The sequence below is a fragment of the Roseburia sp. AM16-25 genome, from assembly GCF_003473825.1.
GTDB lineage: Bacteria > Bacillota > Clostridia > Lachnospirales > Lachnospiraceae > Pararoseburia > Pararoseburia lenta.
Window position 1 is genome coordinate 206,157 of sequence record NZ_QUCW01000003.1, and the last position, 18,911, is coordinate 225,067.

General features: G+C 47.1%; 20 protein-coding genes. 19 read left to right on the forward strand and 1 reads right to left on the reverse strand.

All coding sequences use genetic code 11. The features are described 5' to 3' along the window. Position 1 precedes the first annotated feature (1 nt). The 4 genes from DW183_RS08335 to recD2 all read left to right on the forward strand — a co-directional run bounded on the left by DW183_RS08335 (position 2) and on the right by recD2 (position 4,320). Positions 2–802 carry a flagellar hook-basal body protein gene (locus tag DW183_RS08335; RefSeq protein WP_118281536.1) on the forward strand — a complete coding sequence of 267 codons (801 nt, stop codon included), beginning with the start codon at positions 2–4 and terminating at the stop codon, positions 800–802. An 85-nt stretch (positions 803–887) separates the two neighbouring features. Then, complete coding sequence (locus DW183_RS08340) at positions 888–1,706, forward strand: flagellar hook-basal body protein (RefSeq protein ID WP_118281537.1); 819 nt, start codon at positions 888–890, stop codon at positions 1,704–1,706. Positions 1,707–1,719: 13 nt separating this feature from the next. Next, positions 1,720–2,079 carry a hypothetical protein gene (locus DW183_RS08345; protein WP_118281538.1) on the forward strand — a complete coding sequence of 120 codons (360 nt, stop codon included), beginning with the start codon at positions 1,720–1,722 and terminating at the stop codon, positions 2,077–2,079. Between the two features lie 18 nt (positions 2,080–2,097). After that, positions 2,098–4,320, forward strand: coding sequence for an SF1B family DNA helicase RecD2 (recD2, locus tag DW183_RS08350; RefSeq protein WP_118281539.1), 2,223 nt, complete (start codon positions 2,098–2,100; stop codon positions 4,318–4,320). A 23-nt stretch (positions 4,321–4,343) separates the two neighbouring features. On the opposite strand, the gene DW183_RS08355 is transcribed toward recD2, so the two are convergent. Then, complete coding sequence (locus DW183_RS08355) at positions 4,344–5,645, reverse strand: ABC transporter substrate-binding protein (protein WP_158573046.1); 1,302 nt, start codon at positions 5,643–5,645, stop codon at positions 4,344–4,346. A gap of 88 nt (positions 5,646–5,733) precedes the next feature. Between DW183_RS08355 and DW183_RS08360 the strand changes: the two genes are divergently transcribed. From DW183_RS08360 to DW183_RS08430, 15 genes are all read left to right on the forward strand, one after another. Further along, a complete protein-coding gene (locus DW183_RS08360; RefSeq protein WP_118281541.1) occupies positions 5,734–6,489 on the forward strand; it encodes a ComF family protein in 756 nt (251 codons plus the stop codon). Between the two features lie 16 nt (positions 6,490–6,505). Continuing rightward, positions 6,506–6,919 carry a flagellar protein gene (locus tag DW183_RS08365; RefSeq protein WP_199642635.1) on the forward strand — a complete coding sequence of 138 codons (414 nt, stop codon included), beginning with the start codon at positions 6,506–6,508 and terminating at the stop codon, positions 6,917–6,919. Positions 6,920–7,090: 171 nt separating this feature from the next. Next, positions 7,091–7,510: a hypothetical protein gene (locus DW183_RS08370; RefSeq protein ID WP_118281543.1), complete on the forward strand. Its 420-nt coding sequence runs from the start codon at positions 7,091–7,093 to the stop codon at positions 7,508–7,510. A gap of 1 nt (position 7,511) precedes the next feature. Beyond that, positions 7,512–8,486, forward strand: a complete 975-nt coding sequence (locus DW183_RS08375) for a hypothetical protein (protein WP_118281544.1) — start codon at positions 7,512–7,514, stop codon at positions 8,484–8,486. A gap of 17 nt (positions 8,487–8,503) precedes the next feature. Beyond that, a complete protein-coding gene (gene cdaA, locus DW183_RS08380; RefSeq protein WP_118281545.1) occupies positions 8,504–9,400 on the forward strand; it encodes a diadenylate cyclase CdaA in 897 nt (298 codons plus the stop codon). Continuing rightward, positions 9,378–10,625, forward strand: coding sequence for a CdaR family protein (locus DW183_RS08385; RefSeq protein WP_118281546.1), 1,248 nt, complete (start codon positions 9,378–9,380; stop codon positions 10,623–10,625). Before cdaA ends, DW183_RS08385 begins: the two co-directional genes overlap by 23 nt. A gap of 13 nt (positions 10,626–10,638) precedes the next feature. Next, positions 10,639–11,988, forward strand: coding sequence for a phosphoglucosamine mutase (gene glmM, locus DW183_RS08390; protein WP_118281547.1), 1,350 nt, complete (start codon positions 10,639–10,641; stop codon positions 11,986–11,988). A 9-nt stretch (positions 11,989–11,997) separates the two neighbouring features. Further along, positions 11,998–12,264, forward strand: a complete 267-nt coding sequence (locus DW183_RS08395; protein WP_118281548.1) for an HPr family phosphocarrier protein — start codon at positions 11,998–12,000, stop codon at positions 12,262–12,264. A gap of 52 nt (positions 12,265–12,316) precedes the next feature. Further along, a complete protein-coding gene (leuA, locus tag DW183_RS08400) occupies positions 12,317–13,999 on the forward strand; it encodes a 2-isopropylmalate synthase (RefSeq protein WP_118281549.1) in 1,683 nt (560 codons plus the stop codon). A gap of 18 nt (positions 14,000–14,017) precedes the next feature. After that, positions 14,018–14,902: a dTDP-4-dehydrorhamnose reductase gene (gene rfbD / locus DW183_RS08405; RefSeq protein WP_118281550.1), complete on the forward strand. Its 885-nt coding sequence runs from the start codon at positions 14,018–14,020 to the stop codon at positions 14,900–14,902. Then, complete coding sequence (locus tag DW183_RS08410; RefSeq protein WP_118281551.1) at positions 14,902–15,738, forward strand: glycosyltransferase family 2 protein; 837 nt, start codon at positions 14,902–14,904, stop codon at positions 15,736–15,738. Before rfbD ends, DW183_RS08410 begins: the two co-directional genes overlap by 1 nt. Before the next feature lie 2 nt (positions 15,739–15,740). Next, positions 15,741–16,433 carry a glycosyltransferase family 2 protein gene (locus DW183_RS08415; RefSeq protein WP_118281552.1) on the forward strand — a complete coding sequence of 231 codons (693 nt, stop codon included), beginning with the start codon at positions 15,741–15,743 and terminating at the stop codon, positions 16,431–16,433. 11 nt (positions 16,434–16,444) lie between these two features. Continuing rightward, positions 16,445–16,870 carry a DUF2304 domain-containing protein gene (locus DW183_RS08420; RefSeq protein ID WP_118281553.1) on the forward strand — a complete coding sequence of 142 codons (426 nt, stop codon included), beginning with the start codon at positions 16,445–16,447 and terminating at the stop codon, positions 16,868–16,870. A 22-nt stretch (positions 16,871–16,892) separates the two neighbouring features. Continuing rightward, entirely contained in the window at positions 16,893–17,978 is a 1,086-nt protein-coding gene (gene rfbB / locus DW183_RS08425; RefSeq protein WP_118281554.1) for a dTDP-glucose 4,6-dehydratase, read from the forward strand. After that, positions 17,971–18,888 (forward strand): glycosyltransferase, encoded by a 918-nt coding sequence (locus tag DW183_RS08430; protein WP_118281555.1) that lies wholly within the window; start codon positions 17,971–17,973, stop codon positions 18,886–18,888. The genes rfbB and DW183_RS08430 overlap by 8 nt, the downstream gene beginning before the upstream one ends. The last annotated feature ends 23 nt before the right edge of the window (positions 18,889–18,911 follow it).

Consider the following 18,911-nt stretch of genomic DNA (forward strand, 5'->3'; position numbering starts at 1 on the left):
TATGGTAAAAGGGCTGTACACCGGATATACCGGCATGGTCAACGAACAGAAACGCTTGGATGTGATTGCCAATAATCTGGCAAATTCTGCAACGACCGGATACAAAAAAGAAGGTATGGTAAATCAGTCTTTTGATCATCAACTGGCGATCAAGATCAAGGATACATCGAATTATGATATGCCGCAGCGTATCGGTTCGATCAGTCTGGGCGTGAAAGTGGGAGAGACCTTTACAAACTGGGATCAGGGCAGTTTTCAGATCACAGACCATATGTCTGATCTGGCACTTTCCGGTGAGGGATTTTTTGCCATCGCTTTTACATCCAAGGACGGAGAGACTTCTATCAAATATACCAGGGATGGTGCTTTTTCTGTAGATAATCAAGGATATCTGCGCACATCAGACGGAGATTATGTCCTGAATCGGATCGGTGCGCTGAATTCCGATGATGCACTTGCCAATTATGTACGGATTGACCCGGATCAGTCTTACGAGATTGATGAACAGGGATTTATCTATCAAAATGGTCAGGTTGTAGACCGTATCGGTGTGGTGCGGTTTGCAGATAATAATTTTGTTTCAAAATATGGCGAGAATCTATATGATCTGGTTCCGGGCGGACAGGTCATCGCCAGCGATGCTTCCGTTGAGCAAGGATGCCTCGAAGCTTCCAATGTCAATGTGATAGATGAAATGGTCGACATGATCACGGTTGCCAGAGCCTATGAGGCTGGGCAAAAGGTGATTCAGACCGAGGACTCTACACTGGACAAGGCAGTCAATAGCGTAGGACAGGTGTAAAAGTCCTAACTTGACAATGCCGATGAGACTGCATGACAATATTCAGTCATGCTGACAGAGAATTTGGAAAGGAGATGCATTCATTATGATGAGAGCATTATGGACAGGTGCGTCAGGAATGAAGGCGCAGCAGACGAACGTTGACACGATCGCCAACAATCTCGCCAATGTCAATACCGTGGGATATAAGTCCCAATCTACGCAGTTCAAGTCACTTTTATACCAAACCCTTCGTACAGAGACGACAACAGCAAACGGAGAAAATAAACCTACGACAGCACAGGTGGGGTTGGGTGCAAGAGTGGCATCTACCAATACAGACTATACACAGGGAACCATGCAGGCGAATGCCAGCAAGACGGCATTGTGCATTTCCGGTTCCGGCTTTTTCGCAGTGCGCGGTGCAGACAATGGAACCTATTATACCAGAAGCGGTGATTTTACATGGGCACTGGATAATATGGGCAATCGTGTTCTGGCTACATCTAAGGGACAGGAAGTCTTGGATTATCAGGGCAATCCGATCATGTTGCCGGATGGCGCTTCGGGTGATGCGGTTTCCTTTGGAACGGATGGTTCTGTGGCATATAAGGCAGCAGACGGCACCTATATACCGACCGGGCAGCAGGTGGCATTGTACCAGTTCAACAATCCAAAAGGATTGGAAAAGACCGGGGACAGCCTTTTTGAGGCAACCCAGGCTTCGGGTGTACCGCTGAGTGAGATTGCGACCGCCGGCGTGACCAGAAGTACGATCGCACAGGGCTATTTGGAAGCATCCAATGTCAATGTGGCAGATGAGATGGTCAATCTGATCGTGGCACAGAGAGCCTATGAGATGAACTCCAAGGCGATCACGACCTCCGATACCATGTTGGAACAGGCAAACAATCTCAAGCGATAGGAGGAGATAGGGTATGAGTTTTTCAGTAGATGGTTTATCTTCTTATTACGATACGGTTTCTTCCAATGCACAGTCGTCCAGCAGGTCGGACAAGGCAACCAGCGCACTTTCCGGGCTTTCTTCTGATTCCTCAGAGGAGGATCTGGTAAATGCCGTAGAGTCTTTTGAATCCTATATGTTAGAACAGGTCATCAAGCAGATGAAGGACAGTGTGACTTCGGATGATGATCAGGATTCGACCATGAGCCAGTATACCGATATGTATATGGATGCGACGATCCAGCAGCTTGCAGGCGAGATGGTATCAGAATATGGCGGTAGTCTGACAGACCAACTGGTCGATCAGATGAAGCGCAATTACGGAATAGAGTAGGATAGGACTACATAATCGATGGAAGATTTACAAGGCTATGTGGAACACATCGTGTTCCGCAATGCGGATAACGGTTATACCGTTCTCAATTTAATAAGCGAAGAAGATGAAATTACATGTGTAGGAATCTTCCCTGTCGTCACGGAGGGGGAGATTCTTTTATTACATGGGGAATATACATCACATCCGACCTATGGCGAACAGTTTCAGATGAAATCCTATGAAACAAAGGCGCCGGAAGATGTCCTTTCCATGGAGCGTTACCTGGCATCCGGTGCCATCAAGGGAATCGGTGTGGCACTGGCATCCCGTATCGTGCGACGGTTCAAAAAGGACACCTTCCGCATCATGGAAGAAGAACCGGAACGGCTTGCGGAGATCAAGGGGATCAGCGAGCGTATGGCGATGGAGATTTCCAGTCAGATGGTAGAAAAAAAAGACCTGCGGGATGCTATGATCTTTTTAGAAAAATATGGCATCACGAGCAATCTGGCGGTCAGGATCTATCAGGCATATGGACAGGAAATTTACAGTGTTATTCGTGAAAACCCCTACCGCATGGCAGAGGAAGTGCCGGGGATCGGCTTTAAGATAGCAGATGAGATCGCTGAGCGTGTGGGTATTCGTACCGATTCGGACTTTCGTATTCGGTGCGGGATCCTCTATTGCCTGACAGGGGCATCGACACTGGGGCATACTTATCTGCCGCGGGAAGAATTGCTCCGCTATGCCAATCAGTTGCTTGGCGTTGCATCGGAGCACATTGAGGAACATGTTATGAATCTTGCCATGGATGGCAAGGTGGAATTAAAGGAAGAGGGCGTGTATGCCAAGAACTTTTACCGTATGGAACAGGTGTCGGCAGGACTTTTACACGCTTTGAATGAGACCTATGATGTGACACCTGCCAAACTGACCCAGGCGATCGCGAGAATCCAGAAAGAAGAAGATATGGAATTGGATGAGTGGCAGGCAGAGGCGGTCAGACAGGCGGCGACGCATGGCCTCTTTATCCTGACCGGTGGACCGGGAACGGGAAAGACGACGACGATCCGAGCCATGATCTCTTATTTCGTGGGCGAGGGCTATGATATTTTTCTGGCAGCACCGACAGGGCGCGCGGCAAAGCGGATGAGTGAGACTACCGGATATGAGGCAAAGACCATCCACCGTTTACTGGAAGTCAATGGGGCGATGAGCGAGGCGAAAGATGATGCCAAGGCGGTCGGCGGTTTGTTTGAACGCAACGAGTCCAATCCTCTGGAGGCGGATGTCATAATCATTGATGAGATGTCTATGGTGGATATCACTCTCCTGTATGCTCTGTTAAAGGCGATCGGGCATGGAACGCGTCTGATTCTGGTGGGGGACATCAACCAGTTGCCGAGTGTTGGACCGGGCAATGTTCTGCGGGACATCATAGCGTCAGAGTGCTTTCCGGTCGTGACCCTGCAAAAGATCTTTCGTCAGGCGAGCCAGAGCGATATTGTTGTCAATGCGCATAAGATCAACGACGGCCAGCATATCGTACTGGATAATAAGAGCCGGGACTTCTTTCTGCTGAAACGTTATGATGCAGATGTCATCATCAGTGTTATGCTACAGTTGGTCAAACAAAAAATGCCAAAATACGTAGACGCGACACCGTATGATGTTCAGGTGCTGACACCGACCCGCAAGGGGTTACTGGGGGTAGAACGTCTCAATGGCATTTTGCAGCAATATTTAAATCCACCGGGAAAGGGAAAGAAAGAGCATCAGGTGGGTGAGCGGATCTTCCGTGAGGGTGACAAGGTCATGCAGATCCGCAACAATTACCAGTTAGAATGGGAGATCCGCAGCCGTTATGGACTGGCAATCGACAAAGGACTGGGCGTATTCAATGGGGATGTTGGGATCATTCAGGAGATCAATGACTACAGCAGCACGGTCAGTGTACTCTATGATGAAAATAAATTGGTGATATATCCTTTTAAGGGATTGGACGAACTGGAATTAGCCTATGCGATCACCATTCATAAATCGCAGGGAAGCGAGTATCCGGCGGTGGTCATGCCTTTGCTGCCGGGACCGCGTATGCTTATGAACCGGAATCTTTTATATACGGCTGTGACCAGGGCGCGCAAGTGTATTACCATTGTGGGGGATGAAAATGTATTTTACCGGATGATCGATAATACGACGCAACAGCGTCGGTATTCTGGATTGAAAGAAAGATTAAAAGAGGCCTCGCTCATATAAGCGAAGCCTCTGAAAAATATCTTTTATTCTGCTGTATCATCACTACTGATTCTTGTAGTGGTGGATCCAATTTCGTAATTTGCAAAATAATCATTGATCTCGTGGAAAGATTTTGGAAATGTCATTCCAAGACTTTCGGCACGAGATGCGTTGTAGAGTTTGACGTTCTCGGCAGGAGAATTGGTGATCTTGATATCACCCGGATCTGCCCCGTCGACTAAAATGCGGTAGACCATCTTGCCTGCGGCATAGCCCATAGCATAAGGGTCTTTATACATAGATACCAGCGTTTCTTGTCCGAGTGAGGCATCACCACCGACGGTTCTGGTACCGGATGCCGTGGCGATATCAACGATCGTCTGGACTTCGCTGGTCAACTGGCTTTCGGCAGGAAGGAAGAGAACGCTGCACTCGTTGCAGGCGTATTGTACTATGTCTTCTAAGGAAGCATCCGCTGCAAGCGGTTCTGCGTTGGCTATGGATAAGTCCGGCGTCCAGGTAGCAGAAGTGCTGGCAACGTGAGCACTGCTTGGAGAAAAGATACCACTCAAAAGATCATTCCCTGCGAAGGAAACTACGTCATTATTGCTGCCTTCTGTGACAGAAGAAGCGATCTGCTTGGTTGGAGCAATGGCGGTCGCATCGGTCAGTTCATCACTGATGCTGCTGTCGATATCATCCGAAGGAAGTGCGTATTCTTTCCAAGGGATACCTGCCTGATCCAGATATTTTTCTAAAAGAACATTCTGGTAAATGCCGTCCGTATCTTCCGGGTTATACAAAAGCCCGACAGACTGCAGATCCGGTGTTGCCTCGATCAGGAGTGATAATTGCTCCTCCAGATTTGGCTTGGATGAAATACCGGTCACATTGGTACCTGTTTTTTTGTTCCAGGAGGAATCAGAGGCGGTGGCTAAGTGAAGGACACTCTGGTAGTCCATAACAGCAGCGCCGACGATCGGAATGTCCTCGGTTGCCGTGGCAGCGGAAGACAGGCTCTTTTTGCCATTGGCAAAGATCAGATCTGTGCCGCCGGTGACATAATCTGCGCAGATGCTGTCCGTGCCGATCGTATCGTTGGCGACCATGGTCGTGACATTGACATGAGCAGATCCGAAAAGATCTGTCAGGGCATCGTTAAAGCCCTGTGAGATATTGTTGTAATAGTCGCTGTCTTCATCCTGACAGAGACTGATATTATATACTGTGTCATCTTCTTCCGGCAGGGGGGTATAGCCGGAGGACTTGTCCTTGCCGCAAGCCGGAAGTGATACTACCAGAATGGCGGCGAGCCCGGTGCAGGCAAAACGTTTTATATTTAGCATAGTTAGAAAAACCTCCATATGAAACTGTTATACAGCATTTTTAAATAACTCTGAAATTACATTTTAAAGAGAGGGGAGAAAAAAGTCAATGAGGGGTCATAGAAAATACACACTGCCAGGCAAATTGCTGGAGGGGATCCGACAGGAAATCTTCCCGGAACGCTGTCCGGGATGCAATGAGATCCTGTTTGCCAAGGAGAAAGAAAAGGGATTTTGCCAGGCATGTGCCGGGAAAATCATTTATATAGGAGACGGGGGCTGCGTCAAATGCGGGAAAGCCCTGACAGATCTTACGCAGGATCTGTGCGGGGATTGCGGGAAAAAAGCGCATGCATTTGTGCAGAACAGGGCGGTCTATGCCTATGACGGTCCTATGAAAGAGGCTATGTATCGCTTTAAATATAGTAATTGCCGTGCATATCGGCGTATTTTTGCAAAGGATGCCTGGCGTATCTACGGTGACTGGCTCAGAAATTTGGAGGTGGATGCGGTCGTTCCGGTGCCTATGTATGCGGGAAAAGAGCGGCGGCGCGGCTACAATCAGGCAGAGGTTTTTGCAGGGGAGATCGCAACTCTGATGGATTGCAGGATGGAAAGGTCACTGGCTGTGCGGACCAAGAATACGGCACCCCTTAAGAACCTGAATGATCAGAGAAGAAAAAAGAATTTGGAAAATGCTTTTAAAATCAGAAAAAATGGTGTAAAATTAAACAAAATTCTGTTAATTGATGATATCTATACGACAGGGAGCACATTGGATGGCGTGACCGAGGCTCTTTTGGCATCGGGCGTGCGTCAGGTCTATTGCCTGACGGTCTGCGCCGGCAGGGAAAAACATGTGTGACCGGGAGGAGGAAAATATGGACGTACGAAATTGCAGACAATGTGGCAGATTATTTAACTATCTGGGAGGACCGCCAATTTGTCAGGCATGCAGAGAGGCTGTAGAGGAGAAGTTCCAGCAGGTCAAGGAATATGTGCGCAATAATCCGGGTTCCAACATCCAGATGGTAGCCGAGGATAATGATGTCACGGTACAGCAGATCCGTCAGTGGATCCGTGAAGAACGCCTGGAGTTTTCAGCAGACTCACAGGTGGGAATCGAATGTGAGGGCTGTGGTGCTTCTATTCGTACTGGACGTTTTTGTGAGGCGTGCAAGAGCCGTATGCGTGGGGATTTTAGCAACGCGATCCAGAAACCGGAGCCAAAAGAAGATCTATCCAAGAACAAGGCTCTGCGTGATGCAGACAAGATGCGTTTCTTAAAAAAATAAATATGAGCAGGATCATACCCCTTTTCACTCGGTTGGATAAGGGGTATTTTTGTGTTTTTCTTGTGTATTCCCCCTGCGAGGTTGCGCCGAGATTTGATTATGTTATAATGTGATGTAGTGGTGAGTAGTGTTTGTATGCGCACGAGCAAGGAAAATGCAGGAGGAAGCCAGATGCTAAGCGAACAGCGTGTCATGCATATGACAAAGATGGCGATGATCGAAGACAAACAAGGCCGCAAACTTGGTCCGGCAATACATTATCGCAAACGTGATTATCTTTCTCTTTGTACCTTGGGCGGTGTCTTTCTGGGTACTTTGATCTATGCGGCACTTTATGCAGGTCTTATTGTCCTGCTGGCCAGCACTTTGGTAGTCAATATCCATCTGGTCGGATTGATACTTGGCATTTTATTGGGATTGGTTCTCTATATATTATATATGTACTATTATCTTCGTATGGTGCGCAGACACGCAGCCAAGCGATATGACGAGGGTGTGACGCTTTTGCGCCACTTGCGCAAGGACTATCGGGAACTGCGCGAGATGTATCAGGAAGAGGACCTGTCGAAAATACCTGAGGGATGGGACTAATATGACATTTTTAATACAGATACGAACGAAGATCAGGCATTTTATCATAACAAGAGAAGAATGGGTGGTACGCTTGCTCCGCTTTGCGATCGTGCTGGCTGTGCTCTTGGTCATGAATCGGTGCTTTGGTTATCAAAAGATATTGAATCATTGGTGGGTCTCTGTGGTGATCGCGGGTATCAGTATGCTGCTTCCGCTGGCAGGGTCTACTTTTATTGTGATTTTTGTGGGACTCATGCATCTGATGACCTTGTCGACAGATGCAGCGGTCATAGCCTTGGTTCTGCTGGCGATCAGTTATGCGGTATCTGCATATTTTCGGTCAGATGATACTTATAATATGATGGTCATACCGGCTTGCCGTTATCTCAATATCCCCTTTGTCGTACCCATGGAAGCGGGTCTGATGCGCAGCATACATGAACTGCCTACGATCATATGCGGAAGTGTATTATCATACTATCTGAAGACGGTCGTGGAAAATGCCTCATCTTTTCTGGATCCCAATACGGATCTGAGCGCGGCAGAGTTATTACAGGGACAGATCCTAAACAACAGCATGTTTTACATCTATTTGGTGGCGATGACGGCAATGTTTCTGGTGGTCTACACCGTGCGGACTAAGGGCATAGAGCATGCATGGCTGGTGGGCGTACTTTCCGGTGTAGTCGTTGAATTTGTGCTGATGCTGGCAGGCATCCTCTTTACCGGAGAAAAGGAAAACATTCCGCTTCTGGTGATCGGCAATGTTGTGACCCTGATCGTGGGACTTGGCATGGTATTTTTTGCCAGAGGATTTGATTATACACGTACCGAGCATGTACAGTTTGAAGATGATGAATATTATTACTATGTGACGGCAGTGCCAAAGATGCACATACCGGAGCAGGAAAAAGAGATCAAGCGTATTACTTCCGAGACATTACCGCTCCCGGTGGATGATCTGGAAGAAACAGAAGAGACGCAGGACAATTAAGAAAGGGGTGAGATGATATGGACAACATCATAAATAGTCTGGATGCATTCTTTGGAGATTATTTTGGAATCAATTTTCCGAATGTGCAGATCACGGATATCGTGGAAATTATCATCATTGCTTTTTTCATTTATCAACTTTTGATCTGGGTGCAGAACACAAGGACTTGGATGCTCTTTCGAGGTCTGCTGGTTGTTGTAGCATTCTTTATTTTGGCAGCCCTGTTCCAGATGAGTACGATCCTCTGGCTGGGCGAAAAACTCCTGAATGTGGCACTGATCATGGTGATCGTTGTGTTCCAGCCGGAACTCCGTAAGGCTCTGGAAGACCTGGGGCGACGACGGCTGTTTACTTTTCTTGCCAATCTGGGTGTTGGCAAGAGTATTTCCAAGCGTTTTGAGGATAAGACCATCAATGACACGGTCATGGCATGCTTTGAGATGGGAGCCGTCAAGACGGGAGCCTTGATCGTGGTAGAAAACCAGATGCGCCTGGATGAGGTGGAAAGAACCGGTATCACACTGGATGCCGTTCTGACCAGGCAGCTTCTGATCAATATCTTCGAGAAAAATACACCCCTGCATGACGGCGCGATCATTGTACGAGGCGATCGTATCGTGGCTGCGACCTGTTATCTGCCGTTGTCCGAGAATATGAATTTAAGCAAGGCACTCGGTACAAGGCATCGTGCGGCGCTGGGCATCAGCGAGGTCTGTGATGCGCTGACGATCGTGGTTTCCGAGGAGACTGGCGGGGTATCCATAGCGCAGAACGGACATCTGACGGAGAAAGTGACTGACGATCAGTTAAAAGAAAAATTGATCGAGTTGCAGAATCCGGTAAAAGATGTAGACGAGAATAACAAACCGCGTTTGGGAAGGAGGGCAAAAGATGAAGCAGAGCATAACTCCTAAGATCAAACGAATGTTTTTAAATAACTGGGGACTGAAACTGTTAGCACTTTTCTTTTCCATCCTATTGTGGCTGATCGTTGTCAATGTGGACGATCCGACCCAGACCAAGACTTTTACGACGAGTGTAAATGTGGTCAATGCGGATGTTCTGACCGATGCCGGACGCTACTATGAGATCCCGGAGGGTGGCAATACCGTCAGTTTCCGTGTGACGGCAAAACGTTCTGTGATGGAACGGTTGTCGGGATCTGATTTTACGGCAACGGCTGACATGAACTATTTAGAGGATGATTCCCGTGTTCCTGTGACGATCACGGTCAACAATAACAACAGCAGTATTACGGTCTCAGCCAAGAGACTGTATCTGCAAGTCATCATCGGTAATAAAATGACGACTAAGCATGATGTGGAAGTCGAGACCAACGGCAATCCGGCGGAGGGCTGCGTGATCGACAAGACGGAAGTGGATCCATCCAGCGTGACCGTATCGGGACCGGAAGATGTGGTCAGCACCATTGCGAAAGTGGTTGCATATGTTGATGTTGACGGTGTCAATGAAGATTTTGATACGGATGCATCCTTGCATTTTCTGGATAAAAACGGTAATGAGATCGATCAGAGCCGACTGAATGTAAACCATGAGACGGTTAAGGTCAGTCTTACGATCTCCCATATCAAGACAGTAGCGGTACAGGTGCAGACGACAGGAAGTCTGCCACAGGGATTGTATCTGGAGTCTGTCAGTGTGGATCCGGACACAATCGAGATCACCGGAGAGGCAGATGTGCTTAATGAGATCACGGAGATCACGATCAGTGGCAGTGCACTGGATCTGTCCAAACTCACATCGAGTCTGACGACTACCGTGGATCTCAATACTTATCTGCCGAGCGGAGCCAAGGTCGCAGACAGTAATGCTGCGCAGGCGACGGTCAAGGTCAACGTATCCGGGGATGAGACAAAGACTTATCGTGTGCCGACTGCCAATCTGACGATCAAAAATCTGGAAGATGGCAGCAAGGCAGTATTTGATGCTACAACAGTAGAAGTAAAGATTACCGGAAAGGCATCGGATCTGGCAGACCTTGTCGCAGAGAATATCACAGGGTCGGTGGATGTCAGTGGTCTGGGAGCCGGTAAGCATACGGTGTCTGTCACGTTGGATCTGGACAGCGGGATTTCAGCGACGGCAGCAACGACGAATATAACAATCACAACGGAGTAAGAAGGAGTTAAACATGGGAAGATTATTTGGAACCGATGGCGTAAGAGGAGTTGCCGGTTCAGAACTTACGATCGGACTGGCTACGAAACTGGGGCAGGCGGGAGCATATGTCCTTACCAAGGAGCAGGCACACAAGCCAACGATCATCGTAGGCTGTGATACGAGAATATCCGGTGGTATGCTGGCAAGTGCTCTGATGGCAGGCATCTGTTCTGTCGGTGCAGATGCGATTTTCGCCGGTGTTATGCCGACACCTGCGATCGCGTATCTGACAAGAAAACACAAGGTGGATGCAGGTGTTGTTATCTCTGCGTCTCATAATCCAATGGAATTTAACGGTATCAAATTTTTCAATGGCGAGGGCTATAAGTTGTCCGACGCTCTGGAGGATGAGATCGAGGCTCTGATCGCCAACGATATGAAGGATATCAATCTGCCGACCGGATCCGGTATTGGCAAGATCGAATACCGCTTCGATATGATTCGCGAGTATGTGGACTTTATGAAAAAGACAGTTCCGGTCGATCTTTCCGGCATGAAGATCGTGATCGACTGTGCAGAGGGCGCGTCTTATAAGACCTCCGTGGAGACCCTGCGTGAACTGGGAGCGAATCTGGTAGCCATCCATACAAACCCGGATGGAACCAACATCAATTCCAATTGCGGATCGACCCATATGGAAGAATTGCAGGCGAGAGTTGTCTATGAAAAGGCAGCTCTTGGTCTGGCTTTTGACGGGGACGCAGATCGTATGCTTGCCGTAGATGAAAATGGCAAGATGGTAGATGGCGATGAGATTATGGCGATCTGTGCCAACTATATGAAGGAAAAAGGAAGTTTAAAACAGGATACGGTCGTTGTTACGGTCATGTCAAATCTGGGATTTACCCTGATGGGGCAGGAGAAGAATCTTCACATCGAAAAGACAAAAGTAGGCGATCGCTATGTTTTGGAAAATATGCTTGCAAACGGTTATAATTTAGGTGGTGAGCAATCCGGTCATGTGATCTTTCTGGATGACAATACAACAGGTGACGGGCTCTTGAGTGCACTTCATCTGTTGCAGGTCATGGTGGATACCGGCAAGCCATTATCGGAACTTGCCAAGGTGATGGAAGTCCTACCACAGGCACTGGTGAACGCCAAGGTGCCTAACCATAAGAAAGAAAGTTTTATGGAGTATCCGGAGATTGCCAGTGCCGTGAAAGAACTGGAGGATAAGTTTGCCGGAGAGGGACGCGTCTTGATCCGTCCATCCGGAACCGAACCGCTTGTCCGCGTTATGATCGAGGGCAAGGATCAAAAGCAGATTGAAGAAGAAGCCAAGAAATTAGCAGAACTGATCATGAATACAATGTTATAGGAGGTTGTCATGGTTACGCAGAAGGTACAGATTATCAATCCCACAGGCCTTCATTTAAGACCAGCGGGAATCTTTTGCCAGGAGGCAATGAAATACACATCCAGTATCACATTTCATTATGGAGCAAGTGGCACAGCCAACGCTAAGAGTGTCTTGAGCGTGCTTGGCGCCTGCATCAAATCCGGTGATGAGATCGAGATCGTCTGTGAGGGCGAAGATGAAGAAGAAGCCCTGAAGGCATTGGTGGCATTGGTAGAAAACGGATTTGGAGAATAAGGGTAAAAAGGCTGATTTCTTGCCGCAAGTATAAGAAAGAAGGAATTTAGAAATGTTAAATTATAAGAGATATAAGAGAAACCCGGTTTTAAATTTCCCGGAGCGTACCTGGCCGGATAAGCAGATTGAAAAGGCACCGATCTGGTGTAGCGTTGATCTGCGTGACGGTAACCAGGCGCTGATCGAGCCGATGAATGTAGATGAAAAGATGGAAATGTTCGATCTTTTGCTTCGTTTAGGTTTTAAGGAGATCGAGATCGGTTTCCCGGCTGCATCACAGATCGAATATGATTTCTTACGCAAGTTAGTAGCAGAGAATAAGATCCCGGATGATGTCAAAGTACAGGTGCTGACCCAGTGTCGTCAGGAACTGGTGGACCGTACCTTTGAAGCTATCCAGGGAATCAAGAATGTTGTGGTTCATATCTACAACTCCACATCTACTCTGCAAAGAGATGTGGTATTCAACAAGAGTCAGGATGAGATCATTGACATTGCCATCGCAGGAACACGTATGGTCAAAGAGCATCTGGCAGATTTTGACGGTAATGTGCAACTGGAATACTCACCTGAGAGTTTTACCGGTACAGAGGTAGATTTTGCCCTTCGCATCTGTACGGCTGTGCAGAAAGAATGGGATCATGCGACGGATGCACCGATCATTTTTAACCTGCCTGCAACAGTGGAAATGAATACACCGAACGTATATGCCGATCAGATCGAATGGATGAGTACCCATTTTGAGGATCGTGATAATATCATCTTAAGTGTGCATCCGCACAACGACCGTGGTACCGGTGTTGCCATCACGGAATTAGCACTGCTTGCCGGTGCAGACCGTGTTGAGGGTACTTTGCTCGGCAATGGCGAGCGTACCGGTAATGTGGATATTCTGACGGTTGCTTACAATATGTTCTCCCAGGGTATCAATCCGGAATTGGAGATCGAGGATGTCAAGGAGATCGTTGAGATCTATGAGAGATGCTGCAAGATGCATGTAGATATGCGTCATCCTTATGCCGGCAAACTGGTATTTACCGCTTTTTCCGGATCCCATCAGGATGCCATCAATAAGGGCGTCCATGCGATGCAGGAGCGCGGAAATGAATATTGGGAAGTCCCGTATCTTCCGATCGATCCGGCAGACATTGGCAGAAAATATGAGCCGGTGGTTCGTATCAACAGCCAGTCCGGCAAGGGCGGCGTTGCCTTTGTGATGGATACCGTCTATGGCTACAAACTGCCAAAGAAGATGCAGAGAGAATTTGCAGATGTCATCCAGTATATTTCCGAGCAGGAAGGCGGCGAGGTTGAACCGCAGAAGATGATGGAAGCCTTCAAAAAAGAATACTTTGAGAACAAGATGCCGTTTGAACTCGTCTTTGTGGATATCGATGACAATATGGCAAATGATGAGACACATGTATCTCTCGATTTTAAGTACAATGGCAAGGCAATCCATTCCGAGGCAGATGGTAACGGACCGATCGATGCGGTAAAACTTGCAGTCAAGCAGTGTGTACCGCAGGTTGATTTCTCTGTGCTGGATTATAGCGAACATTCTCTGGGCAAGGGCTCAGGTGCAAAGGCAGCAGCCTACATTGAGATGCGTGACAACCGCAGCGGAAATATCACCTTTGGCGTGGGCGTTAGTTCAAACATTACGAGAGCATCCATTCGCGGTATGTTCTCTGCCATGAACCGGCTTGCAAAAAAGGCAAATGATTATGTATAGACAGAAAGGGTAGATGATATGAAAAAGGTACTTGTGACGGGCTGTAACGGACAGCTTGGACGAGCAATTCAAAAGGAATATGCAGGTCAGGTGGAATTTATCCTGACAGACGTAGCAGAGGGAGAGAATATCACTTCTTTGGATATTACAGATATTGATGCAGTCATGACCTTGGCTTTGGATAAAAAGCCGGATGTCATCATCAACTGCGCAGCTCTGACCAATGTAGACGGCTGTGAAAAAATGTGGGATCTTGCTTACAAGATTAATGCGATCGGACCGCGTAATCTTGCGATCGCTGCAACGACAGTAGGGGCAAAACTGGTACATGTTTCTACCGACTATGTCTTTGCCGGAACAGAGCGTGCGCCACGTACAGAGTTTGATGAGCCGAATCCGATCAGTGCCTATGGCAAGACCAAGTTAGAGGGCGAGCATTTTGTACGTCAGTTTGCAGAGAAGTTCTTTATTCTTCGTACCGCATGGCTGTATGGCGATGGCAAGAATTTTGTTAAGACTATGGTACGTGCATCTAAGACACATGACGAGGTGTCTGTGGTATGCGATCAGTTTGGTTCTCCGACTTCAGCAGTAGAACTTGCCAAGATGATCCATTTCCTGGAAGGAACAGACAACTATGGTATCTTCCATGCGACCTGTGAAGGTGAGACAAACTGGGCAGATTTCACCGAGGCATTCTATAAGAAACTGGGAATCAAGACTAAGGTCAATCACATTACCAGTCAGGAGTATGCCAATATGAACCCGGATGCAGCAAAACGTCCGGCATATTCAAATCTGGATAACTACATGCTGCGTCTGACAACAGATCAGTTTGCCATGGCAAATTGGGAAGATGCATTAGATGTCTATTTAAAAGATTTTGACATGGAGAATTGCTAATGGAATCGCCACTCGTCAGTGTTTGTATCCCGGCATATAACAATGCGGATACGATCCTGGAAACCATACAATCCGTTCTGACACAGACTTATCAGAATCTCGAATTGATCGTTGTGGATGATCGGTCAACGGACGATACCTATCAGGTGGTGAAGACTTTTGCAAAGCAGGCAGGGGACGATCGCCTGCATCTTTATCAGAATGAAAAAAATCTTGGTATGGCAGGCAACTGGAACCATTGCATGGAACTTTGCAAGGGGGACTTTATCAAACTCTTATGCGCGGATGATCTGATCCATGAAACTCTGCTGGCAAGAGAAGTGGAGATCATGGAGAGGTATCCGGAGGCAAATCTGGTGCAGACGGATACGCGCTTTGTGGACATGCATGGCAAGACCACCGGCTATTATAAGCGCTATCACGCAAGTGGTCTTGTGGAGGGCAGGAAAGCCTGTCGCTTCTCCGCTTTTACCAGAGATTATCTGGGGGCGCCGCTTGCCAATCTGATCCGTAGAAGTGCCTATGAGGCATGGGGCGGTTTTGATCCCTCTTTTGTCTATATCATTGATTATGATTTCTTTATGCGCATTTGCTGTAAGGGAAAGATCTATATATTACATGAGCCGCTCAATTCCTTCCGTATCCGAAACGATTCGAATACCAGTCAGGTTATGAATGGCGACAAAAAAGATGTCTATCTGGAAGAACATAAAAGATTGGTAGAGCGATATGCCAAGGAACTACACCTGTCTAGATGGCAGGTGAATCTGAGTGTTATGATACGCCGGCTGATGAGTTTTCTCGGAGGCATTTATCTAAAGATTTTTGTGAGGTAACAATGAAGAAACGACTGGTGATCATACCGGCATTTAATGAGGTCGGTTCGATCGAGAGGACAGTAGAAGATATCAAAAAAAATGCGCCGAGTTTTGACTATGTCATCATCAACGATCATTCCATGGATGGTACCAAGGAACTATGCGATCGGCTGGGCTATAATATGGTAACTCTCAGTATCAATTCCGGTATTGGTGCCGCCGTACAGACAGGATACTTGTACGGACACCGGTTTGGCTATGATTATGCGATCCAGATTGATGGAGATGGGCAGCACGATGCCAAGTTCCTGGAAAAGATGGCAGATGTCATGGAGGCTGAGGAGATCAATATGCTGATCGGTTCCCGTTTTATTGAGGGAGAAGGTTTCCAGTCGACAGGACTTCGTCGCGTAGGCATCCATTTTTTTACATGGCTGATCCGCCTTTTGACGGGGAAGACCATAACAGATCCGACCAGCGGTATGCGCATGGTGGATAAGGAAGTCATGCATATGTTTGCCAACGATTATCCAAAGGATTACCCAGAGCCAGAGACTGCTGTGACTGTGTTGAAGCGAGGCTTTGTGGTAAAGGAGATCCCGGTCGAGATGAAGGCTAGAGAGTCCGGCAAGTCATCCATATCCTTTAAAAAGTCGATTTACTATATGATTAAGGTGCCATTGGCGTGTATTATGGCTGCCATAGGTGATTAAGAGGAGGCTATATGAGTCTGAGATTACAAGTGGTCATTGCTATTGGTGCGCTGATCGCTATTTTATATATTGGAAATCTGGTTCGCATCCGGCGGCTGGAATTGAAATACGCTTTGATCTGGTTTTTTGTGGGACTTTTGCTGCTGATCTTTGATCTGTTTCCGGGACTGTTGACGATTATGTCACAGACACTGGGGATCACACTTCCGATCAATATGCTGACATTTTTGGGACTTTTGTTTGTCCTGATGATTATTTTCAGCCAGACGATCGTTATTTCCAATCTGACCAGAAAGTGTAAACGCTTGACACAAGAGGTTGGCTTGTTGTATAAGAAAGTAGAGGATTTGGAAGAAACGGCACACGAAGAAAGGACAGTTTCAGACAGAGAGTGCAAAAAGCCGGGGAAAACGCAAAATCCGGTTGAGATAAAATAAGGTTCGTAAAAAGGAGAAGATTATGAGAACATACTTAGTAACAGGTGGAGCAGGATTTATTGGAAGCAATTATATTCATTATATGTTCCGCAAATATGACAATGAGATCCGTATTATCAACGTGGACAAGTTGACCTACGCAGGAAATCTGGAAAATTTAAAAGATATTGAGGACAGGGACAATTACACCTTCGTCAAGGCTGATATCTGCGATAAGGAAGCGATCAGCAAGATCTTTGCAGAAAATGATATTGACCGTGTGGTTCATTTCGCAGCCGAGTCTCACGTAGACCGTTCTATCAAGAATCCAGAGGTTTTTGTACAGACGAATGTCCTTGGTACAGCCGTTATGTTAAATTGTGCTAAGGCTGCTTGGGAGTTGCCGGATGGAACTTTCAAGGAAGGTAAGAAATTCTTACATGTGTCTACAGATGAAGTATATGGCTCTTTGGATGATGATCCAAGCGCATATTTCTACGAGACAACACCATATGACCCACATAGCCCATACTCAGCAAGTAAGGCATCTTCTGATATGCTTGTAAAGGCTTATATGGATACCTACAAGTTCCCTGCAAATATTACAAACTGCTCCAACAACTATGGTCCTTATCAGTTCCCGGAGAAGTTGATTCCGCTTATCATCAACAATGCATTACAGGGCAAGAAGTTGCCGGTATATGGGGATGGCAAAAATGTACGTGACTGGTTGTATGTAGATGATCATGCAAAGGGGATCGATATGGTCCAGGAAAAAGGTAAACTTTTCGAGACTTACAATATCGGTGGCCACAATGAAAAGCAGAACATTGAGATCATCAATATCATTATCGAGACGTTGCAGGAAATGCTTCCGGCAGATGATCCGAGACGTGCCAATGTCAGCACAGACCTGATCACATATGTGGAAGATCGTAAGGGACATGACAGAAGATATGCCATTGCTCCTGACAAGATCAAGAAGGAAGTAGGCTGGGAACCGGAGACTATGTTTAAGGATGGCATAAAAAAGACGATCGCCTGGTTCTTTGAGCATGAAGATTGGATGAAGAACGTTACTTCCGGTGATTATCAGAAGTATTATCAGGAAATGTATAAGAATGAATAATGCAGTCGTTATTGTAACTTATAATCGCGTAGAATTATTAAAGGAATGTCTTGCCTGCGTATGTGGGCAAACCATTCCTTTTTCGCGTGTTATTGTGGTGGATAATCACAGTACGGATGGAACAGCAGAATTCCTTGCTGCCCGGGAGGATCTGGACGTGATACGGGAGCCGGAGAATCTTGGTGGCGCAGGTGGATTTTATGATGGTCTGCAGCGTGCAAGTCAGGTGGAATATGACTGGGTGCTGATCATTGATGATGATGCAATGATCGCACCGGACTACATGGAAAAACTTCTGGACTATGCAAATGCGCATACAGGTATTTATGGTCTTGCGGGAAAGGTTGTGACCGAGGGACATATTGATCTCAGCCATAGAAGGCGAATTATCAATCGCTTGCTTTATGTGGAGAGCAATGTTGCTAGCGAGGAATATCAAAAGGAGAGTTTCTCCTGCGATGCTGCGACTTTTTGCGGACTTTTGCTACAGGGACAGAAGATGCGGGAGATTGGTCTGCCCCAAAAGGGATATTTTCTTTGGTACGATGATATTGAATATTGCCTGCGCTTGCAGGAGTGCGGTGGTGTGACGGTGGTGCCGGCAGCGGTGCTTCATCATAAAACAGTGCTTTCCAAGGAGGGCATGGTGACCAAAGGGGTCTTACATCGGATCGGCTGGCGGCAGTATTATGGTTATCGCAATCGTTATGATACGGCAAAACGGCATTTGGGAAGCCTGTCTGCCTGGGTGATCTTGTGGCAGTATCGGGTCTTTTGGCTTCTCAGTTTTTTTATGACCTGGAAGAAAGAGACGAGAGAACAGGGCAGGAGCAACCAAAAGATCCTGCATGATGTGATAAAGGATTGCAAAGCGGGAAAACTGGGGAAACATCCGGAGTATCACTATTAGATAAATAAAGTAAGATTGGGAAG

What these genes read in the sequence shown, in the direction of transcription:
- glmM (WP_118281547.1), top strand. Translation starts at nt 10,639, where the DNA reads ATGGGAAGATTATTTGGAACCGATGGCGTAAGAGGAGTTGCCGGTTCA.
- DW183_RS08410 (WP_118281551.1), top strand. Translation starts at nt 14,902, where the DNA reads ATGGAATCGCCACTCGTCAGTGTTTGTATCCCGGCATATAACAATGCG.
- DW183_RS08355 (WP_158573046.1), bottom strand. Translation starts at nt 5,645, where the DNA reads ATGCTAAATATAAAACGTTTTGCCTGCACCGGGCTCGCCGCCATTCTG.
- rfbB (WP_118281554.1), top strand. Translation starts at nt 16,893, where the DNA reads ATGAGAACATACTTAGTAACAGGTGGAGCAGGATTTATTGGAAGCAAT.
- DW183_RS08335 (WP_118281536.1), top strand. Translation starts at nt 2, where the DNA reads ATGGTAAAAGGGCTGTACACCGGATATACCGGCATGGTCAACGAACAG.
- DW183_RS08340 (WP_118281537.1), top strand. Translation starts at nt 888, where the DNA reads ATGATGAGAGCATTATGGACAGGTGCGTCAGGAATGAAGGCGCAGCAG.
- DW183_RS08415 (WP_118281552.1), top strand. Translation starts at nt 15,741, where the DNA reads ATGAAGAAACGACTGGTGATCATACCGGCATTTAATGAGGTCGGTTCG.
- cdaA (WP_118281545.1), top strand. Translation starts at nt 8,504, where the DNA reads ATGGACAACATCATAAATAGTCTGGATGCATTCTTTGGAGATTATTTT.
- DW183_RS08385 (WP_118281546.1), top strand. Translation starts at nt 9,378, where the DNA reads ATGAAGCAGAGCATAACTCCTAAGATCAAACGAATGTTTTTAAATAAC.
- recD2 (WP_118281539.1), top strand. Translation starts at nt 2,098, where the DNA reads ATGGAAGATTTACAAGGCTATGTGGAACACATCGTGTTCCGCAATGCG.
- DW183_RS08375 (WP_118281544.1), top strand. Translation starts at nt 7,512, where the DNA reads ATGACATTTTTAATACAGATACGAACGAAGATCAGGCATTTTATCATA.
- DW183_RS08420 (WP_118281553.1), top strand. Translation starts at nt 16,445, where the DNA reads ATGAGTCTGAGATTACAAGTGGTCATTGCTATTGGTGCGCTGATCGCT.
- DW183_RS08360 (WP_118281541.1), top strand. Translation starts at nt 5,734, where the DNA reads ATGAGGGGTCATAGAAAATACACACTGCCAGGCAAATTGCTGGAGGGG.
- rfbD (WP_118281550.1), top strand. Translation starts at nt 14,018, where the DNA reads ATGAAAAAGGTACTTGTGACGGGCTGTAACGGACAGCTTGGACGAGCA.
- DW183_RS08370 (WP_118281543.1), top strand. Translation starts at nt 7,091, where the DNA reads ATGCTAAGCGAACAGCGTGTCATGCATATGACAAAGATGGCGATGATC.
- DW183_RS08430 (WP_118281555.1), top strand. Translation starts at nt 17,971, where the DNA reads ATGAATAATGCAGTCGTTATTGTAACTTATAATCGCGTAGAATTATTA.
- DW183_RS08365 (WP_199642635.1), top strand. Translation starts at nt 6,506, where the DNA reads ATGGACGTACGAAATTGCAGACAATGTGGCAGATTATTTAACTATCTG.
- DW183_RS08395 (WP_118281548.1), top strand. Translation starts at nt 11,998, where the DNA reads ATGGTTACGCAGAAGGTACAGATTATCAATCCCACAGGCCTTCATTTA.
- leuA (WP_118281549.1), top strand. Translation starts at nt 12,317, where the DNA reads ATGTTAAATTATAAGAGATATAAGAGAAACCCGGTTTTAAATTTCCCG.
- DW183_RS08345 (WP_118281538.1), top strand. Translation starts at nt 1,720, where the DNA reads ATGAGTTTTTCAGTAGATGGTTTATCTTCTTATTACGATACGGTTTCT.